The organism is Rhodococcus sp. PML026 (assembly GCF_000963615.1).
Lineage (GTDB): Bacteria > Actinomycetota > Actinomycetes > Mycobacteriales > Mycobacteriaceae > Rhodococcoides > Rhodococcoides fascians.
In genome coordinates, this window is the sequence record NZ_KQ031375.1 from 356,708 (window position 1) to 372,564 (window position 15,857).

The following is a 15,857-nucleotide window of genomic DNA, read 5'->3' on the forward strand; positions in this document are numbered from 1 at the left end:
TCACAGCTTTCCTTGCTCGGGGTCGCCGAGTCCAACGAGGAACGGATTGGACCCGCGTTCCTGACCGATGGAACTCTGTCCGCCGTGTCCGGGGAGCACGACGGTCTCGTCGCGCAGCGGCAGCAACCGCGACGCGATGGACCGTAGAAGTTGATCGTGGTCGCCGCCGGGCAGATCTGTCCGGCCGATCGACCCGGCGAACAGGGTGTCGCCGGTCAGCGCCAACGGAACATTCCCGTCGGGGCCGTCCGCCTCGGCGAGGAACACCACCGAGCCCTGCGTGTGCCCCGGAGTGTGCACGACAGTGAAGTCGATTCCCGCGAGGCTCAGACGTTGCTCGTGTGCCAACTCGATCACCTCGTCCGGTTCGTGGAACTCGAGGTCGCCGAGCACTGCAGCGAGTGTCGGACCGGTCCCTTTGATCGGGTCCGCCAACATGTATCGGTCCTCGGGCGCAATGTATGCGGGGATTCCGTACTTCGAGCAGACCGGCTCCACGGACCACGTGTGGTCCAGATGACCGTGGGTCAGCAGCACCGCTGTCGGGGTCAGCGAGGATCGCGTCAGGAAGTCGACCAACGGATCGGCGGCATCCTGGCCGGGATCGACCACGACGCACTCGGAGGCGTCGTCCTGAGCGAGGATGTAGCAGTTCGTCTGAAACATTCCTGCGGGGAATCCGGTGACGAGCAAGACAATCGCTCCTAAGAGGCAGAGGCCGAAGTACCGAGCCAGCTTAGTGGGGAGGTTCTCGTCGGGTCCCCCCAGCATGCTCTCAGGCAATGATGGCAAACTCGCGTTGGCCGATTGTCGGCCGGCTACCACACGACCCACCCGCTCAGCGAGCAGGCGTGGTCGAACCAGGACAAGCGGGAGGACACGAATTGCCCAGCAACGAGCAACGGCGCGAGGCTGCCAAGCGAAAGCTCGAACGCCAACTCGTACGACGTGCAGAGCGAGCACGACGTCGGAAGCAGTTGACGATCGCCGGCTCCATCCTCGGTGTGGTTGCGGTCGTGGCCGTTGTCTCGGTCGTCTTCGTGGTGACCCGCGGTGACGACGACGCGAGCACGGCGCAGGACTCGACCACGTCTGCACCGGCCGATTCGATCATCGCTGCGGGCCGTACGGAACCGCTGCCCGAGACGGTGAACTGTTCGTACCCTGCCGCCGCACAGCCGGCCGCCAAGCCCAACACCCCTCCCCGCACCGAGAACATCCCCACCAGCGACGAGCCCTTGAGCTACAGCATGGCCACCACCGCCGGCAACATCGGCCTGACACTGAACAACCCCGAATCCCCGTGCACGGTGAACAGTTTCGTGTCCCTGGCCAATCAGGGCTACTTCGACGGCACCACCTGCCACCGCCTGACGACAGGTGCCGGCCTGCAGGTGCTGCAGTGCGGCGATCCCACCGGCTCCGGTAGTGGCGGGCCGGGCTACCAGTTCGCCGACGAGTTCCCCACCGACACGTACGCCGAGGGCGACCCTGCCGCGCAGACTCCTGTCCTGTACCCCCGCGGAACCCTGGCGATGGCCAACGCCGGCCCGGGAACCAACGGCAGCCAGTTCTTCCTCGTCTACGGCGATTCGCAACTCCCGCCCGCCTACACCGCCTTCGGCACGATCGACGAGACCGGTCTCGCCACCTTGGATGCCATCGCGGCCAAGGGGGCGCAGGGCGGTGCCTCCGACGGCGCACCGGCCGAGCCGGTGGACATCACCTCCATGCAGAGCGACCTGTGACACGCGTACCCGGTCTGGTGATCGCAGCCTCCGCTGCGGCACTTCTTCTCGCCGGCTGCTCCGGATCGACGGAGACCGCTGCCACGCCCACTCCGGCCGGTTCGACGACCGCTGCCTCGACGTCGGCCACGACGACCACACCGCGGCCGCCGCTGAATCTGTCGCGGTTCGGTGCGCTGCCGCCCGTTCCGCAGCCGACCACCGATACGGTCTCGTGTGCGTACCCGGCGGAGTCTCCGGCCGCCAAGGAGGTCGCTCCGCCTCCGACCGAGAACATCGACGTCTTCGGAACGGTCGACGTGACGCTGTCGACGACCCAGGGCGACATCGGAATGACGCTCGACCGTACCGAAGCCCCGTGCGCCGTCAACAGTGTGGTCAGCCTGGCTCAGCAGGGCTACTTCGACGGCGCACCGTGTCATCGGTTGACCACCTCCCCCGGCCTCGAAGTGTTGCAATGCGGCGACCCGTCGGGATCGGGCCGTGGCGGCCCCGGCTACAGCTTCGCCAACGAATACCCCACAACGGCGTTCGCCGACGATCCCGCGCAGGCCCAGAACCCGGTCGTCTACCCCCGTGGCACCCTGGCCATGGCCAATGCAGGCCCTGACACCAACGGCAGCCAGTTCTTCCTGGTGTACGCCGACTCGGTGCTGCCGCCGCAGTACACGGTGTTCGGCACCATCTCCGATGCCGGCCTGCAGACCCTCGACGCCATTGCGGCCGGTGGAGTCAGCGGCGGTGCAGAGGACGGAGCGCCGGCGAATCCGGTGGTCATCACCTCGGCAACCTGACGTACCGCACGACGACGACAGGGTGAGCAGAAGTTTCTGTTCACCCTGTTGTCGTATCGGGTCGGAATTCGGTCAGGCCGCCGAGGTGAGCCGGTACACGTCGTACACGCCCTCCACGTTGCGCACGACGTTGAGCACGTGCCCCAGATGCTTGGGGTCACCCATCTCGAACGTGAACTTGCTGATCGCCACCCGATCGCCCGACGTCGCGACGGATGCCGAGAGGATGTTGACCTTCTCGTCGGCCAGAGCCTTCGTGACGTCCGAGAGCAACCGATGCCGATCCAGGGCCTCGATCTGAATGGCCACGAGGAACACCGAGGAGGCCGACGGTGCCCACTGCACCTCGATGAAGCGCTCGGACTGCTCCTCGAGCGACCGCGCATTGGTGCAGTCGGTGCGGTGGACGCTGACCGACCCGCCGCGGGTGACGAACCCGAGTATCTCGTCCCCGGGTACAGGGGTGCAGCACTTGGCGAGTTTTGCCACGACACCCTCGGCACCGGTGACCAGTACCCCGGCGTCTCCGACCTGACGCGGTCTCGTCGGAATGGTCGACGGCGTAGAGCGCTCCGCGAGCTCTTCCTCGACGTCACCGACACCACCGAGATGAGCGACCAGCCTCTGCACGACGTGGCGAGCAGAAACGTGGTTCTCACCGACCGCGGTGTACAACGCCGACACGTCCACGTACCGCAGTTCGTGGGAGATGGCCGACATGGACTCGGCATTCATCAAGCGCTGCAACGGAAGTCCGCCGCGACGGACCTCTTTCGCGATGGCGTCCTTACCGGCTTCGAGGGCCTCTTCGCGACGTTCCTTGGCGAACCACTGACGGATCTTGGTCTTCGCACGCGGTGACGCGACGAAGCCCTGCCAATCTCGGCTCGGCCCGGCCGTGACGGCCTTGGACGTGAAGACCTCGACCACCTCGCCGTTGTCGAGGGTTCGTTCGAGTGCCACCAGGCGACCGTTGACCCGGGCTCCGATACAGCGGTGACCCACTTCGGTGTGCACCGCATAGGCGAAGTCGACCGGACAGGATCCGGCGGGAAGCGTGACGACATCGCCCTTCGGGGTGAAGACGAAGATTTCCTTGACCGCCAGGTCGTAGCGCAGAGATTCGAGGAACTCGCCCGGGTCGGCCGCTTCACGCTGCCAGTCGAGCAACTGGCGCATCCACGCCATGTCGTCGACCTCGGCGTTGTCCTGCGAGTGCTTGCCCTTGGTCTCCTTGTATCGCCAGTGAGCAGCGATACCGAACTCCGCGGTGCGGTGCATGTCCCTGGTGCGAATCTGCACTTCGAGTGGCTTGCCCTCGGGCCCGATCACCGTGGTGTGCAGCGACTGGTAGACGCCGTACCGTGGCTGCGCGATGTAGTCCTTGAAGCGGCCCGCCATCGGCTGCCACAGCGAGTGCACGACGCCGACCGCGGCATAGCAGTCGCGGATCTCGTCGCACAGAATGCGCACTCCCACGAGGTCGTGGATGTCGTCGAAGTCGCGGCCCTTGACGATCATCTTCTGGTAGATCGACCAGTAGTGCTTGGGACGTCCCTCGACGACGGCGCTGATTCTCGATGCCGCGAGTGTGGCGTTGATCTCGGCCCGTACCTTCTCGAGGTACGTGTCGCGGGACGGTGCCCGATCTGCGACCAGCCGAACGATCTCGTCGTACTTCTTGGGATGGAGAATGGCAAAGGCCAGGTCTTCGAGCTCCCATTTGACGGTAGCCATACCCAGCCGATGAGCAAGCGGCGCAATGACTTCCAGTGTTTCCTTGGCCTTGCGGGCCTGCTTCTCCGGGGGTAGGAATCGCATCGTGCGCATGTTGTGCAGTCGATCGGCGACCTTGATGACCAACACCCGCGGGTCCCGCGCCATCGCGATGATCATCTTTCGGATGGTCTCGCCCTCGGCGGCCGTCCCCAGTACGACCTTGTCCAGCTTGGTGACCCCGTCGACAAGATGGGACACCTCGTCACCGAACTCCTCGGTCAACTTGGCCAACGAGTAGCCGGTGTCCTCCACCGTGTCGTGCAGCAGGGCCGCAACCAACGTTGTGGTGTCCATACCCAGTTCGGCGAGGATGTTCGCCACGGCAAGTGGATGGGTGATGTACGGATCGCCGGACTTGCGCATCTGTGTGGAATGCAGCTCGTCCGCGACGTCGTAGGCCCGCTGCAGCAGCGTCAGATCGGCCTTGGGATACAGCTCGCGATGCAGACTGACCAGGGGTTCGAGGACGGGCTTGACCGCCGCGCTGCGTCCGGCCGTGATGCGACGAGCGAGCCGCGCCCGAACTCGACGGGAGGCCGAGGTGGGCACGGGTGGCGAATTGCGTGCACCCGAGGGCGCCTGGTCGTCGGCCTGCGCCGAATCACTCGACACCGGCTCGCGCACGCCCGGTCTGTCCACCACCGGATCGTTGACCACTGCGGTATCGACGACCGCGCTCGTATCGCCGGACGCGACCGAATCCGCACCGGTTCCCGGCCGATCGGCGACTGCGGGCCGCTCGGGCAAGGGCTGATCGATGTAACGGGTCACTCTCATCACCTCCTGCCACACATTCGCGCCGACGCCAGGACAGATCCGGTCGACGCTGTATCAGTCGACTTTAGTCCTCAGACTCGAACCAGGCAGGCGAGCGGGTAGTCACTGCACTTGCTGCGGCCGTCGAGCGCCTCTATTTCCAGCACCACGGTCGCCCCGACCACCACCGCGCCCTGCTCGGCCAGCAACCGAGCTGTCGCATCGACGGTACCGCCGGTGGCGAGGACATCGTCGACCACGAGCACCCGTCGACCGGCCAGCTCGATGGAGGTCGGAATCTGCAGTTCTGCGGTTCCGTACTCGAGATCGTAGGTTCGCGAGTGCACGGGCGGCGGCAGTTTGCCCGCCTTGCGTACAGCGAGCACCCCGCAACCGAGCTCGAGTCCCACGCCCGCTCCCAGCAGAAACCCTCGGGCATCGATGCCGGCCACCAGATCGACGTTCTCGAAACCCTCCGTCAGTGCCGTGACGACACTGCGCAACGCGGGCCCCTCCGCGAACACCGGGGTCAGGTCGCCGAACCGCACCCCGTCCACGGGAAAATCGTCCACCCACCGCGTCAGCCGATGCACGGCCGACACGGCATCACCGCGCACCCCGCCGTCCTGAGTCACTGTCGCATCGCTCATTTCAGAAGTACCCACCGATCCATGTTCCAGCCGGCACCGGCCGCCGTGGGGTTGGCCACGACGTCCTGCATACCGTCGCTGACGACGGTGGTGCGCGGCTCGCTGTACAGCGGAAGCGACGGCATGTCGTTCCACAGAATGTTCTCGCCCTCGGTCGCCAACGCCAGCACGCGCTCGGGATCGTCGGTCACCGCCAGCTGGTCGACGATCGAGTCGATCCGCCCGTTGCTGTACCCGCCCACGTTGAGGCCGATACCGGTTCGCAACGAGTACCGTGCGACGACGGACGACGCCGAGCCGGTCGGCCCTGGCAGCGACCCCGCGCCGCCGAGAACGGCGTCCACTGTTCCGGCACGAAGCGCGGACGGCGTGAACTCCGGTGAGCTCGCGTCCTCGACGGTTATCCCCGCCGCCGCACAATCGGTCGCCATTCGGCTGACCAGCTGAGAGCGGCGCGCGTCCGGTGCCAGGTAGCCGACGCGCACGGTCAGCGCACTGTTACCCGACGCGGCCAGTTCCTTGCCGGCGCGGTCCAGGTCCGACCGCTGGTACCGGTCGCCGACCGTCGCGGCCACCGAGGGGTACACCAGAGTGTCCGGTTGCATCAGCCGAGAATCGACGACGCTGGAGCTGGGCCCGGCCGGCGGTGCCTCGAAGCCAGGGTGCCCGAGTGTGTCGAACAGGTCCGTTCGCGGGATGCATGCGGCCACGGCCCGGCGAGCACTCGCCTCCGCCAGCGCGCCCTGGGTCGCGAACGTCAGCTGCTCGACGCCTCGCGACGGTTCCGTGACGGTCTCGAACCCCTCGGTCGAACCCAGATCGATCGCGCCCGCACCCTGGTCGATCACGTCCAGAGATCCGTCGGCAATCTTGGCCGGGACGTCGGTGCCCTTGGGCCAGATCACGACTCTTTGCGTCTCGGGCGGAATGCCCCACCAGGCGTCGTTTGCGACCAGAACCAACCCGTCCTCGGGGGTGTACGAGTCGACGCGGTACGGACCGGCCGACGGCAACAGAGACGTGTCGACAGAACCGGGCGTCAACGTCCACCCGGTGTTCCAGAAATCGGCGATCCGAGAGACGACACCGTCATCGCCGGCCACTATGGGATCGACGACGTTCGGTACCCCGGCCGCGCGCGCAGCCACGTGTGCGGGCAACAGATCGGTGGCACCGAAGAGAGCTCGCCAGTTCTGGTAGCTGCGGCCCGGGGCGAAGACGACGGTGGCGTCCTTGGACCCGGGGACGCAGTCGATGCTCGCGATGTCGGAGTATCCCGCCGTCGACGCCGCGTCGAACAGGGGACGGTCGGTGGCGAACCGGCCGCTGTTGGCGGCCCACGCCAGCACCAGGTCATCGCACGCCATCGGTGCGCCGTCGGAGTATTTCGCCGCAGGCGCGATCGTGTACTGCAGCGTCAGAACGTCCCCAGGCACCACGGCGACGGTACCGATGTCGTTGTCCGACAGCGCATCACCGTCCGGTCCCAGATAGCTGAACCCGACCTGGACTCGTGTGAACGCCTGACGCGCTCCCGACGCGGCCCCGTCGACGGTCCTGGCGTTGTAGTTGTTCACCACGTTGTCGAACGAATACCCGATGGAAGGCACCTTGTCCTCCGAGGCCGAACATGCGGTGAGCGACGCTGCGGCCAGACCCGCTGCCAGCAGTGCCGCGCTCCACCTACGTTCCACGTGCACTCTCCATCTCTACGATCTCGCTATCGGCGCTTCTTGTTCCGCTTCCCAGTGGGGCGATTGCCGGGCTGCGGTGCCGACGCCTTGCTGACATCCACGCCGACGGCCACCGGTTCGGGTGCGAGACCGGCGGCGCGCGCCGCCGCGTCGGCACGCTTGGAGTGGACCTTGCGAGTGTGGACCGCGACCGGGCCCCACTTCTCCTTCAGGGTCACCAACAGCGGCGTGGCGAAGAAGATGGACGAGTAGGCACCGACGATCATGCCGACGAGCTGCACGAGAGCGAGATCCTTGAGCGTTCCCACGCCCAGCAGCCAGACCGCGACGATCATCAACGCGATGACCGGCAGAACACCGATCACGGTCGTGTTGATCGATCGCATCAGAGTCTGATTCACGGCGAGGTTGGCCTGCTCCGCGTACGTCTTGCGGTGCAGGTTCAAGATGCCTCGGGTGTTCTCCTCCACCTTGTCGAACACCACGACGGAGTCGTACAGCGAGAAGCCCAGAATGGTCAGCAGACCGATCACCGTGGCCGGGGTCACCTCGAAGCCGACGAGTGAATAGACGCCCGCGGTGACGACGAGGTCGAAGCCCAATGCGGCCAGGGCCGCCAGCGCCATGTCTCGTTCGTATCGGATGGCGATGTAGATGCTGACGATCACCAGGAACACCGCGAGGGCTATCAGAGCCTTCTGGGTGATCTGACTCCCCCACGTCTCACTCACGTCGGAGACGCTGATGGCATTGGGCGTTGCGGTGCCCGAGTTGTCCTGCGGCTGGAAGGACTGGAACAGCGCCTGTCGAAGAGTGTCGACTTCGGCTGGATCGAGCGCCTCGGAACGGATCTGCACCGTGGCCGCGGCACCCGAGCCGACCGTCTGGACAGACACCGGGGGCATGCCCAGCGAGTCGTTGTAGACGGTTTCGACCTGCTCGGTGGAGATGTTGTCCGCGGCGGGCAATGCGATGCGGGTGCCGCCCTCGAAGTCGATACCGAGCGTGAACCCACGCACGAGGAAGCTGAGCAGGCAGATCAGCACGATGACGCCGGTCAGCACGTAGTAGAACCTGCGGCGTCCGACGATCTCGAATGCACCGGTGCCGGTGTAGAGACGAGAGAACCAACTGTGCCTGGGCTGCGTGGACTGGTCGACGCTCGAATCGTCGAGAGGCGATGGGGTCGAGGTGGCCGTATCGGACATGTCATGCCTCCTTCGACGGCGACGCGGCGCCGGTCTTGACGGCGACTGCCTTGTTGGCGGCGCGCTTTCGTTCGAGCGCGATCTGCTGGACCGCGCCGAGACCGTTGACGGACGGCTTGGACCAGAATTTCGACTTCGACGCCAGATTCACCAGCGGCCACGTCACCAGCACCACGACGATGACATCGAGGATGGTCGTCAGTCCCAGGGTGAACGCGAAGCCGCGCACCTGACCGACTGCCAGTACGTACAGAACGGCAGCGGCGATGAAGCTGACCGCGTTGCCGGACAGGATGGTCTTGCGTGCGCGGGCCCAACCGCGGGGCACTGCTGATCGGAAGCTGCGGCCCTCGCGAATCTCGTCCTTGATGCGTTCGAAGAACACCACGAAAGAGTCCGCGGTCATGCCGATACCGATGATCAGGCCGGCGATGCCGGCGAGGTCGAGGGTGAAGCTGATCCACCTGCCGAGCAGGATCAGGATGCCGTAGACGACGAGCCCGGCCAGCGCCAACGACAGAGCCGTGAGCAGGCCGAGGGCTCGGTAGTACAACAGGCAGTAGACCAGCACGAGGGCCAAGCCGATGGCACCGGCGATCAGGCCTGCTTCGAGTGACGCCAATCCCAATGTGGCCGAGACCGTTTCGGCCTCGGAGGACACGAACGACAGAGGCAGCGAACCGTACTTGAGCGTGTTGGCCAGTTCGGAAGCGCTCTGCGCGTTGAAGTTGCCGGTGATCGACGTGGCACTACCGGCGGGAGTGGCACCCTGAATGACCGGCGCGCTGATCACCTTCGAGTCCAGTACGAATGCGGCCTGCTTCTGCAGGTTCGCAGCCGTGAACTGCGCCCAGGTGTTCGACCCCTCGGAATCGAACGTCAGGCTCACCTGGAACTGAGCCTGCTGGTTGTCGAATCCCGACGTCGCGTCGGCGATCTGCTGACCGTCGATGATCGTCGGACCGAGAAGGTAGACAGCTGTTCCGTCGGTGGAGCAGGCCACGAGCGGGAGTGCAGGATCGTCGTTGCCGGCGAGCGGGTCCGCGGCGTTGCAATCGAGCGACTGCATGGCGAGCTGCTGTATCTGCTGATCCTCGCTCTGACGAAGCGCCTTCGCGTCGGCGATCTCCTGGGCTGCGCGATCGGCGTCGGACAGCGACGCGTTTTCGGCGGGATCACTCGAGGTCGGGGCGTCCGTCGCGGGTGCGTCCGAGGCCGGAGCACCGGTTGTCGGAGCGGGGGTCGGGTCGACCGTCGTCGGATCCTGCGCCGGAAACACCCGACTCTGCGGAGCCGCTGGAGCAGCAGGATCGACGGCTGTCGCCGGATCTGCCGGCGCAGCCGGGTCCGTCGGAGTCTGCGGAGAACCCGGCGTCGCCTGGCCTGCGGATGGTGCAACCGACCCCACCACCGGACGAATGAACAGTCGAGCGGTCTGCCCCAGAGTTCTCGCCTGAGAGCTGTCGTCACCGGGCACCGTGATGACGAGATTGTCGCCGTCGATGACCACCTCGGAACCGGACACGCCGAGACCGTTGACGCGGGTCTCGATGATCTGCTGCGCCTGCTTGAGGCTGTCCTGCGACGGCGCATTCCCGTCGGGCGTGCGTGCAGTCAGCGTCACTCGCGTGCCGCCCTGCAGGTCGATTCCCAACTTCGGCGAGGGGTCTTTGTCTCCGGTGAAGAAGACCAGGGCATACACCGACGCCATCAGCACCGCGAAGACGGCGAGATAGCGGGCGGGATGCACCGATCCGCTGGAAGGTGCCACGGTGTGTGATTCTCCTCTGGGCGGTGGAAAAGTGTCTGTTCCTGTTGGCTCGTGCCTCGTTGTGTCAGCGGCGGGCGGTGCGATTGTGCACCACGACGCTCACCGCAGACGAAACCGCTGCCGGATTGTGTCTCCGACAGCGGTTCGGATCTTCGTTACGTCACTCTTTTTCGAGGCGCTTCGTCGTCTGCTCGACGGTTTCGTCGGCGGGGTTCCCGACGTCCTTGTGCAGCGACGGAGCTGCCGGCTCGGTGGGGCCGACCGCGGCGGTGCCGGCGCCGGGCACCGAATCGAAGGTGTTCTCGTCCGACTCGCCGTCGTCGAACTCGGTGTCGTCGGGCAGAACCTCACGCACGACGGCGCGTGACCACGTCGTGATGACGCCGTCGGCGATCTCGAGGTCGATCGTGTCGTCCTCGACCAGGACCACTCGTGCATACAGGCCTGCGGTGGTGACGACCTCGTCGCCGACCTTCAGCGAGTCCTGCATTTCCGTGGTCTTGGCCAGCACCTTCTTCTGTCGGCGCGCGTTGAGAAACAGCGGTACCAGAAGGGCCACGATCAGCAGCGGAAACAGCAAATCCATCGGAAGGTCAGTCCTCGAAGTTCGGTTCGATAATCGTCATTGTCTCGTGCGAGAACATCGCTGGTGCGGGCCTCGCAGCTACCCAGTGTGCCATCACCTGTGGCCCGCTCGGTCCGTTCGTCTCGTGTTGCGGCCGTTTCACTCGAATAATCCCTGCTGGACCTCGGCCGATCGCACCGAAATTCCCCCGACTGCGAGGTCCGGCGGTGGGGTGAGACCGAGGTGGTGCCAGGCGGCGGCGGTGGCGACGCGACCGCGCGGCGTGCGGGCGATCATCCCGGCCCGTACCAGGAACGGCTCACACACTTCCTCGACCGTCGAGGGCTCCTCGCCGACGGCGACAGCGAGAGTGGACACTCCCACCGGTCCCCCGCCGAAACTTCGGATCAGCGCGCTGAGGACGGCACGGTCGAGGCGATCCAGTCCGAGCTTGTCCACGTCGTAGACCACGAGCGCGGCCTTGGCGGTGTCCTGGGTGACGGTGCCGTCCCCGCGCACGTCCGCGTAGTCGCGAACTCGGCGCAGCAGTCGGTTCGCGATTCGGGGTGTGCCACGCGAGCGTCCTGCGATCTCGGCGCAGCCGTCTCGGTCGATGGGGACACCCAGAATCCCGGCGGATCGCATCAGAATTCGTTCGAGTTCACTTGGCTCGTAGAAATCCATGTGCGCCACGAACCCGAAGCGGTCGCGCAGCGGTCCGGTGAGCGCGCCGGACCGGGTGGTCGCACCGACGAGAGTGAACGGGGCGACCTCCAAGGGAATGGATGTCGCTCCCGGCCCCTTGCCGACGATCACGTCGACACGGAAGTCCTCCATGGCCAGATACAACATTTCCTCGGCCGGCCGGGCGATCCGATGAATCTCGTCGATGAACAGCACGTCCCCTTCGACGAGGTTGCTGAGCATCGCGGCCAGATCGCCCGCACGCTCGAGGGCGGGCCCGGAGGTCAACCGCAGTGACGTGCCGAGTTCCGCGGCGATGATCATCGCCATGCTGGTCTTTCCCAGGCCGGGCGGACCCGACATCAGGATGTGATCGGGGGTGCCGCCGCGCATCTTCGCCCCCGAGAGCACCAGCTGCAGTTGCTCACGCACCCGAGGCTGACCGATGAAATCGGTGAGGTTCTTCGGACGCAGACTGGTCTCGATGTCGAGGTCGTCGGACATGGCCTCCGCACCGACCTGGGATTCCCCGAACTCGTCGTCCTCGGTCACGCCGACCTACCTGGACTTACCGAGGTACGCCAACGCGGCCCGCAGTGCGGTGGACGTCGTGGCCTCGGGCTGCTGTGCGAGTACCGCGTCGGTGGCCTCCTCGGCCTGCTTCGCCGGAAATCCGAGACCGATCAGGGCTTCGACGATCTGATCGCGCATCGAGTTGCCGGCCCCGGAACCGGGCACCGCGGAACTGCCGGCGCGGCCGACAACGGCGTCGACCTTGTCTCGCAGCTCGACCACCATCCTCTCGGCCCCGCGCTTGCCGATACCGGGAACTCTGGTGAGGGCCCCGATGTCGCTGTCCGCCAAAGCTGTTCGCAGGGAGTCGGGTTCGTGTACCGCAAGTGTGGCCATCGCAATTCGTGGCCCGACTCCGGACACCGTGAGCAGCAGCTCGAACAGCTCACGTGATTCCTTGTCGGGAAACCCGTACAGCGTTTGCGAGTCCTCGCGAACGATCATGGTGGTGAGCAGAGTGGACTCGCTCCCCCGATGCAGCGTCGCCAACGTCGCCGGTGTGGCATTGACGCGATATCCGACACCGGCCGCCTCGAGTACTGCGTGATCGAGAGCGATGTCGATCACCGACCCGCGAATGGATGCGATCACCGTGCGCCCGCCTCCTTCTTGGCCAGTTTCTCGATTTTGCGCGCCACGGCGGCGCGAGCTTTGCGTTCCTCGGCCAGACGCGCGTCGTACTTGCGCTTCTGTTCGGCGGCCATCGCCTCGGCTTTGGCCATCCGGGCGATCATCGGGGCGCGCCAGCAGTGACAGATACCCAGAGCCAACGCATCTGCGGCATCAGCGGGAGTCGGCGCGGTCTGCAGCCCGAGAATGCGCATGACCATGGCGGTGACCTGCGCCTTGTCGGCCGAACCGTTGCCGGTGACGGCTGCCTTCACCTCACTGGGAGTGTGGAAGCAGACGTCGATACCGCGCCGGGCCGCAGCCAGTGCGATGACGCCGCCTGCCTGCGCGGTGCCCATGGCCGTCCGTACGTTGTGCTGAGCGAACACTCGCTCGATCGCCACGACCGACGGCTTGTGTGTATCGAGCCAGTATTCCGCTGCTTCGGATATCCGCAGCAGACGCTGCGCGAGATCCATGTCGGCGGGAGTCCGGACCACATCCACGTCGAGAGCGACGACTGTGCGACCGACGCCTCCCTCGATCAAACTGAGCCCACACCTGGTGAGACCGGGGTCGACACCCATCACCCGCACGCCACCACACCTTCCGCTTACGAACTGTTGTTCGATAGCGTAGCGGAGCGCACCGACGGATCAGGGCTACGACACCCGGTCGATCACCGTGAGCAAAAGGACCGGGTCAGTCCTCGTCGTCCAGTTCGGCCATGACCTCGTCCGACAGGTCGACGTTGGACCAGACGTTCTGCACGTCGTCGCTGTCTTCGAGGGCGTCGATCAGCTTGAAGACCTTGCGCGCTCCGTCTGCGTCCACCGGGACGTTGACCGAAGCCTGGAAGCTCGCCTCCGCGGAGTCGTAGTCGATGCCCGCGTCCTGCAGTGCGGTACGCACTGCGATCAAATCGGTCGGCTCACTGACGATCTCGAACGTGTCGCCGTTGTCGTTCACTTCCTCGGCACCGGCCTCGAGAACCGCCATCAACACGTCGTCCTCGCTCTGTCCGTTCTTCTCGAGCGTCACGACGCCTTTGCGTGAGAAGAGGTAGGACACCGAACCCGGATCGGCCATGTTTCCGCCGTTTCGAGTCATTGCTACTCGAACCTCGCCTGCTGCACGATTGCGGTTGTCGGTGAGGCACTCGATGAGGATGGCGACACCGTTGGGGCCGTAACCCTCGTACATGATGGTCTGCCAGTCGGCTCCGCCCGCTTCTTCGCCGGCTCCGCGCTTGCGCGCACGTTCGATGTTGTCGTTGGGAACCGACGTCTTCTTCGCCTTCTGGATGGCGTCGTAGAGCGTCGGGTTGCCCGTGGGGTCACCACCACCCGTGCGGGCCGCCACCTCGATGTTCTTGATGAGCTTGGCAAACGACTTGCCGCGTCGGGCGTCGATCACCGCCTTCTTGTGCTTGGTGGTGGCCCATTTTGAGTGGCCGCTCATGCGATAGAGCCCCTTCCTGCTCGAATTCGGTGTTGTCGACTTTACTCGCCCGTGTCATCGCTCCGCCCCAACCGGCGATTACGGGTTTCTACGCGCTGCGCACCATGTCCACGAAGAGTCGGTGCACTCGATCGTCTCCGGTGACCTCGGGATGGAAGCTGGTGGCCAGCACTCGGTTCTGCCGCACGGCAACCACGCGGCCCGCAGCTGGCCCGTTCGGGACGGTGGCGAGTACTTCGACGTCCGCACCGACACGCTCGACCCAAGGCGCACGAATGAACACTGCGCGCATCGGTCCGCCCTCGATCTCGGCGAATTCGAGATCGGTCTCGAACGAGTCGACCTGTCGGCCGAAAGCGTTGCGGCGCACGGTGATATCGAGACCGTCGAGGTGTTCCGCGTCGGGCCTGGTGTCGAGAATGTCCGACGCCAACAGGATCATCCCCGCGCACGATCCGTACGCGGGCATACCCTCGGCCAGACGAGCGCGCAGCGGCCCGAGCAGATCGAATACACCGAGCAGAGTGCTCATCGTCGTGGATTCGCCGCCGGGAATGATCAACCCGTCGATTCGGGCGAGTTCGTCCGGCCTCCGCACGGTGATTCCGTGCGCACCGCTCGACTCCAGTGCGGCCAAGTGCTCGCGAACATCGCCCTGCAGTGCGAGTACGCCGATCGTCGGCGGCGTCACTTCAATCCGAAGGGATCGACGTGTGGCTTCGAGGTGTCCCGCTCGAAGCGCATCAGTCCCTCTTGGACGACGGCGGCGACCATACGACCGGAGATGTCGAAGATTCGCCCCTGTGCCAGTGCTCGTCCGAAATCAGCGGACGGCGACGTCTGGTCGTAGAGCAGCCATTCGTCCGCTCGGAACGGCCTGAGGAACCACAGCGCGTGATCGAGGGAGGCCGTCTGCGTGACGGCGTCCGGGTGCGGCACCTTGGCCGATCCGATGAGCGTCATGTCGCTCATGTAGGCGAGCGCGCAGACATGGAACACCTGATCGTCGGGCAGCGTGTCGCGGTACCTGAACCAGACCCGTTGCTGCGCAGCGAAACTGGGATGCTTGACGGTCTGATCGTCGGGAATGAGACGGATGTCCCATTCGGACCACTCCTTGTAGTAGGAGGTGTCGTACTCCGCCAGAGTGGTCGGGTCGGGCAACGATTCCGGTCCGACCACCTCGGGCATGAGGTCCTGATGGGAGATCCCGTCGTCGTCGCCGTGGAACGAGGCGGACATCGTGAAGATGGCCTTGCCGTGCTGAATTCCGGTCACTCGACGGGTGCAGAACGACCGGCCGTCCCGAATACGATCGACCATGAACACGGCCGGCTCGTTCGGGTTACCCGGCCGGAGAAAGTAGCCGTGCAGCGAATGCACGCGGAACTCGGGTGCCACGGTGCGCACGGCCGCGACGAGCGCCTGGCCGGCAACCTGGCCGCCGAACGTCCGCGGCAGCCGGCTCGGGAACGTGCGTCCCCGATAGATGTCGTTCTCGATTCGTTCCAATTCGAGAATGTCCTCGATGCTGGCCATGGCTGTGTCCACCTTTCTGTGACAAC

15 protein-coding genes are annotated in these 15,857 nt (G+C 65.5%); 2 read left to right on the top strand and 13 right to left on the bottom strand.

The genetic code is table 11. The features are described from left to right. Entirely contained in the window at window positions 1–693 is a 693-nt protein-coding gene (locus tag VF34_RS17090) for an MBL fold metallo-hydrolase (protein WP_032372498.1), read from the bottom strand. A gap of 191 nt (window positions 694–884) precedes the next feature. Here VF34_RS17090 and VF34_RS17095 point away from each other — a divergent pair, with 191 nt between their 5' ends. Together VF34_RS17095 and VF34_RS17100 are read left to right on the top strand one after the other, a co-directional pair. Continuing rightward, the gene (locus tag VF34_RS17095) at window positions 885–1,748 is read left to right on the top strand and encodes a peptidylprolyl isomerase (protein ID WP_027496954.1); all 864 of its coding nucleotides are present in this window, start codon (window positions 885–887) and stop codon (window positions 1,746–1,748) included. Then, window positions 1,745–2,542: a peptidylprolyl isomerase gene (locus VF34_RS17100; RefSeq protein ID WP_052053307.1), complete on the top strand. Its 798-nt coding sequence runs from the start codon at window positions 1,745–1,747 to the stop codon at window positions 2,540–2,542. The genes VF34_RS17095 and VF34_RS17100 overlap by 4 nt, the downstream gene beginning before the upstream one ends. 72 nt (window positions 2,543–2,614) lie before the next feature. Here VF34_RS17100 and VF34_RS17105 read toward each other — a convergent pair whose 3' ends face one another. From VF34_RS17105 to VF34_RS17160, 12 genes are all read right to left on the bottom strand, one after another. Beyond that, complete coding sequence (locus tag VF34_RS17105) at window positions 2,615–4,963, bottom strand: RelA/SpoT family protein (protein WP_371828218.1); 2,349 nt, start codon at window positions 4,961–4,963, stop codon at window positions 2,615–2,617. A gap of 206 nt (window positions 4,964–5,169) precedes the next feature. Continuing rightward, window positions 5,170–5,727, bottom strand: a complete 558-nt coding sequence (locus VF34_RS17110) for an adenine phosphoribosyltransferase (protein WP_045841766.1) — start codon at window positions 5,725–5,727, stop codon at window positions 5,170–5,172. Further along, window positions 5,724–7,427 (bottom strand): ABC transporter substrate-binding protein, encoded by a 1,704-nt coding sequence (locus VF34_RS17115; protein WP_032372499.1) that lies wholly within the window; start codon window positions 7,425–7,427, stop codon window positions 5,724–5,726. Before VF34_RS17115 ends, VF34_RS17110 begins: the two co-directional genes overlap by 4 nt. A gap of 20 nt (window positions 7,428–7,447) precedes the next feature. Next, window positions 7,448–8,629 (bottom strand): protein translocase subunit SecF, encoded by a 1,182-nt coding sequence (gene secF / locus VF34_RS17120; RefSeq protein WP_032372500.1) that lies wholly within the window; start codon window positions 8,627–8,629, stop codon window positions 7,448–7,450. A 1-nt stretch (window position 8,630) separates the two neighbouring features. Then, the gene (secD, locus tag VF34_RS17125) at window positions 8,631–10,400 is read right to left on the bottom strand and encodes a protein translocase subunit SecD (RefSeq protein ID WP_045841767.1); all 1,770 of its coding nucleotides are present in this window, start codon (window positions 10,398–10,400) and stop codon (window positions 8,631–8,633) included. Window positions 10,401–10,560: 160 nt separating this feature from the next. Further along, window positions 10,561–10,986, bottom strand: a complete 426-nt coding sequence (gene yajC / locus VF34_RS17130) for a preprotein translocase subunit YajC (protein ID WP_027496947.1) — start codon at window positions 10,984–10,986, stop codon at window positions 10,561–10,563. A 138-nt stretch (window positions 10,987–11,124) separates the two neighbouring features. Further along, entirely contained in the window at window positions 11,125–12,153 is a 1,029-nt protein-coding gene (gene ruvB / locus VF34_RS17135; RefSeq protein ID WP_045841916.1) for a Holliday junction branch migration DNA helicase RuvB, read from the bottom strand. Window positions 12,154–12,207: 54 nt separating this feature from the next. After that, window positions 12,208–12,813, bottom strand: a complete 606-nt coding sequence (ruvA, locus tag VF34_RS17140) for a Holliday junction branch migration protein RuvA (protein ID WP_027496945.1) — start codon at window positions 12,811–12,813, stop codon at window positions 12,208–12,210. Next, a complete protein-coding gene (gene ruvC / locus VF34_RS17145; RefSeq protein WP_032370470.1) occupies window positions 12,810–13,427 on the bottom strand; it encodes a crossover junction endodeoxyribonuclease RuvC in 618 nt (205 codons plus the stop codon). Before ruvC ends, ruvA begins: the two co-directional genes overlap by 4 nt. Before the next feature lie 106 nt (window positions 13,428–13,533). Next, window positions 13,534–14,292, bottom strand: a complete 759-nt coding sequence (locus VF34_RS17150) for a YebC/PmpR family DNA-binding transcriptional regulator (protein ID WP_027496944.1) — start codon at window positions 14,290–14,292, stop codon at window positions 13,534–13,536. An 88-nt stretch (window positions 14,293–14,380) separates the two neighbouring features. Beyond that, window positions 14,381–14,983, bottom strand: coding sequence for a pyridoxal 5'-phosphate synthase glutaminase subunit PdxT (gene pdxT / locus VF34_RS17155; protein WP_027496943.1), 603 nt, complete (start codon window positions 14,981–14,983; stop codon window positions 14,381–14,383). Next, complete coding sequence (locus tag VF34_RS17160; protein ID WP_027496942.1) at window positions 14,980–15,831, bottom strand: acyl-CoA thioesterase; 852 nt, start codon at window positions 15,829–15,831, stop codon at window positions 14,980–14,982. The genes pdxT and VF34_RS17160 overlap by 4 nt, the downstream gene beginning before the upstream one ends. Between the last annotated feature and the right edge of the window lie 26 nt (window positions 15,832–15,857).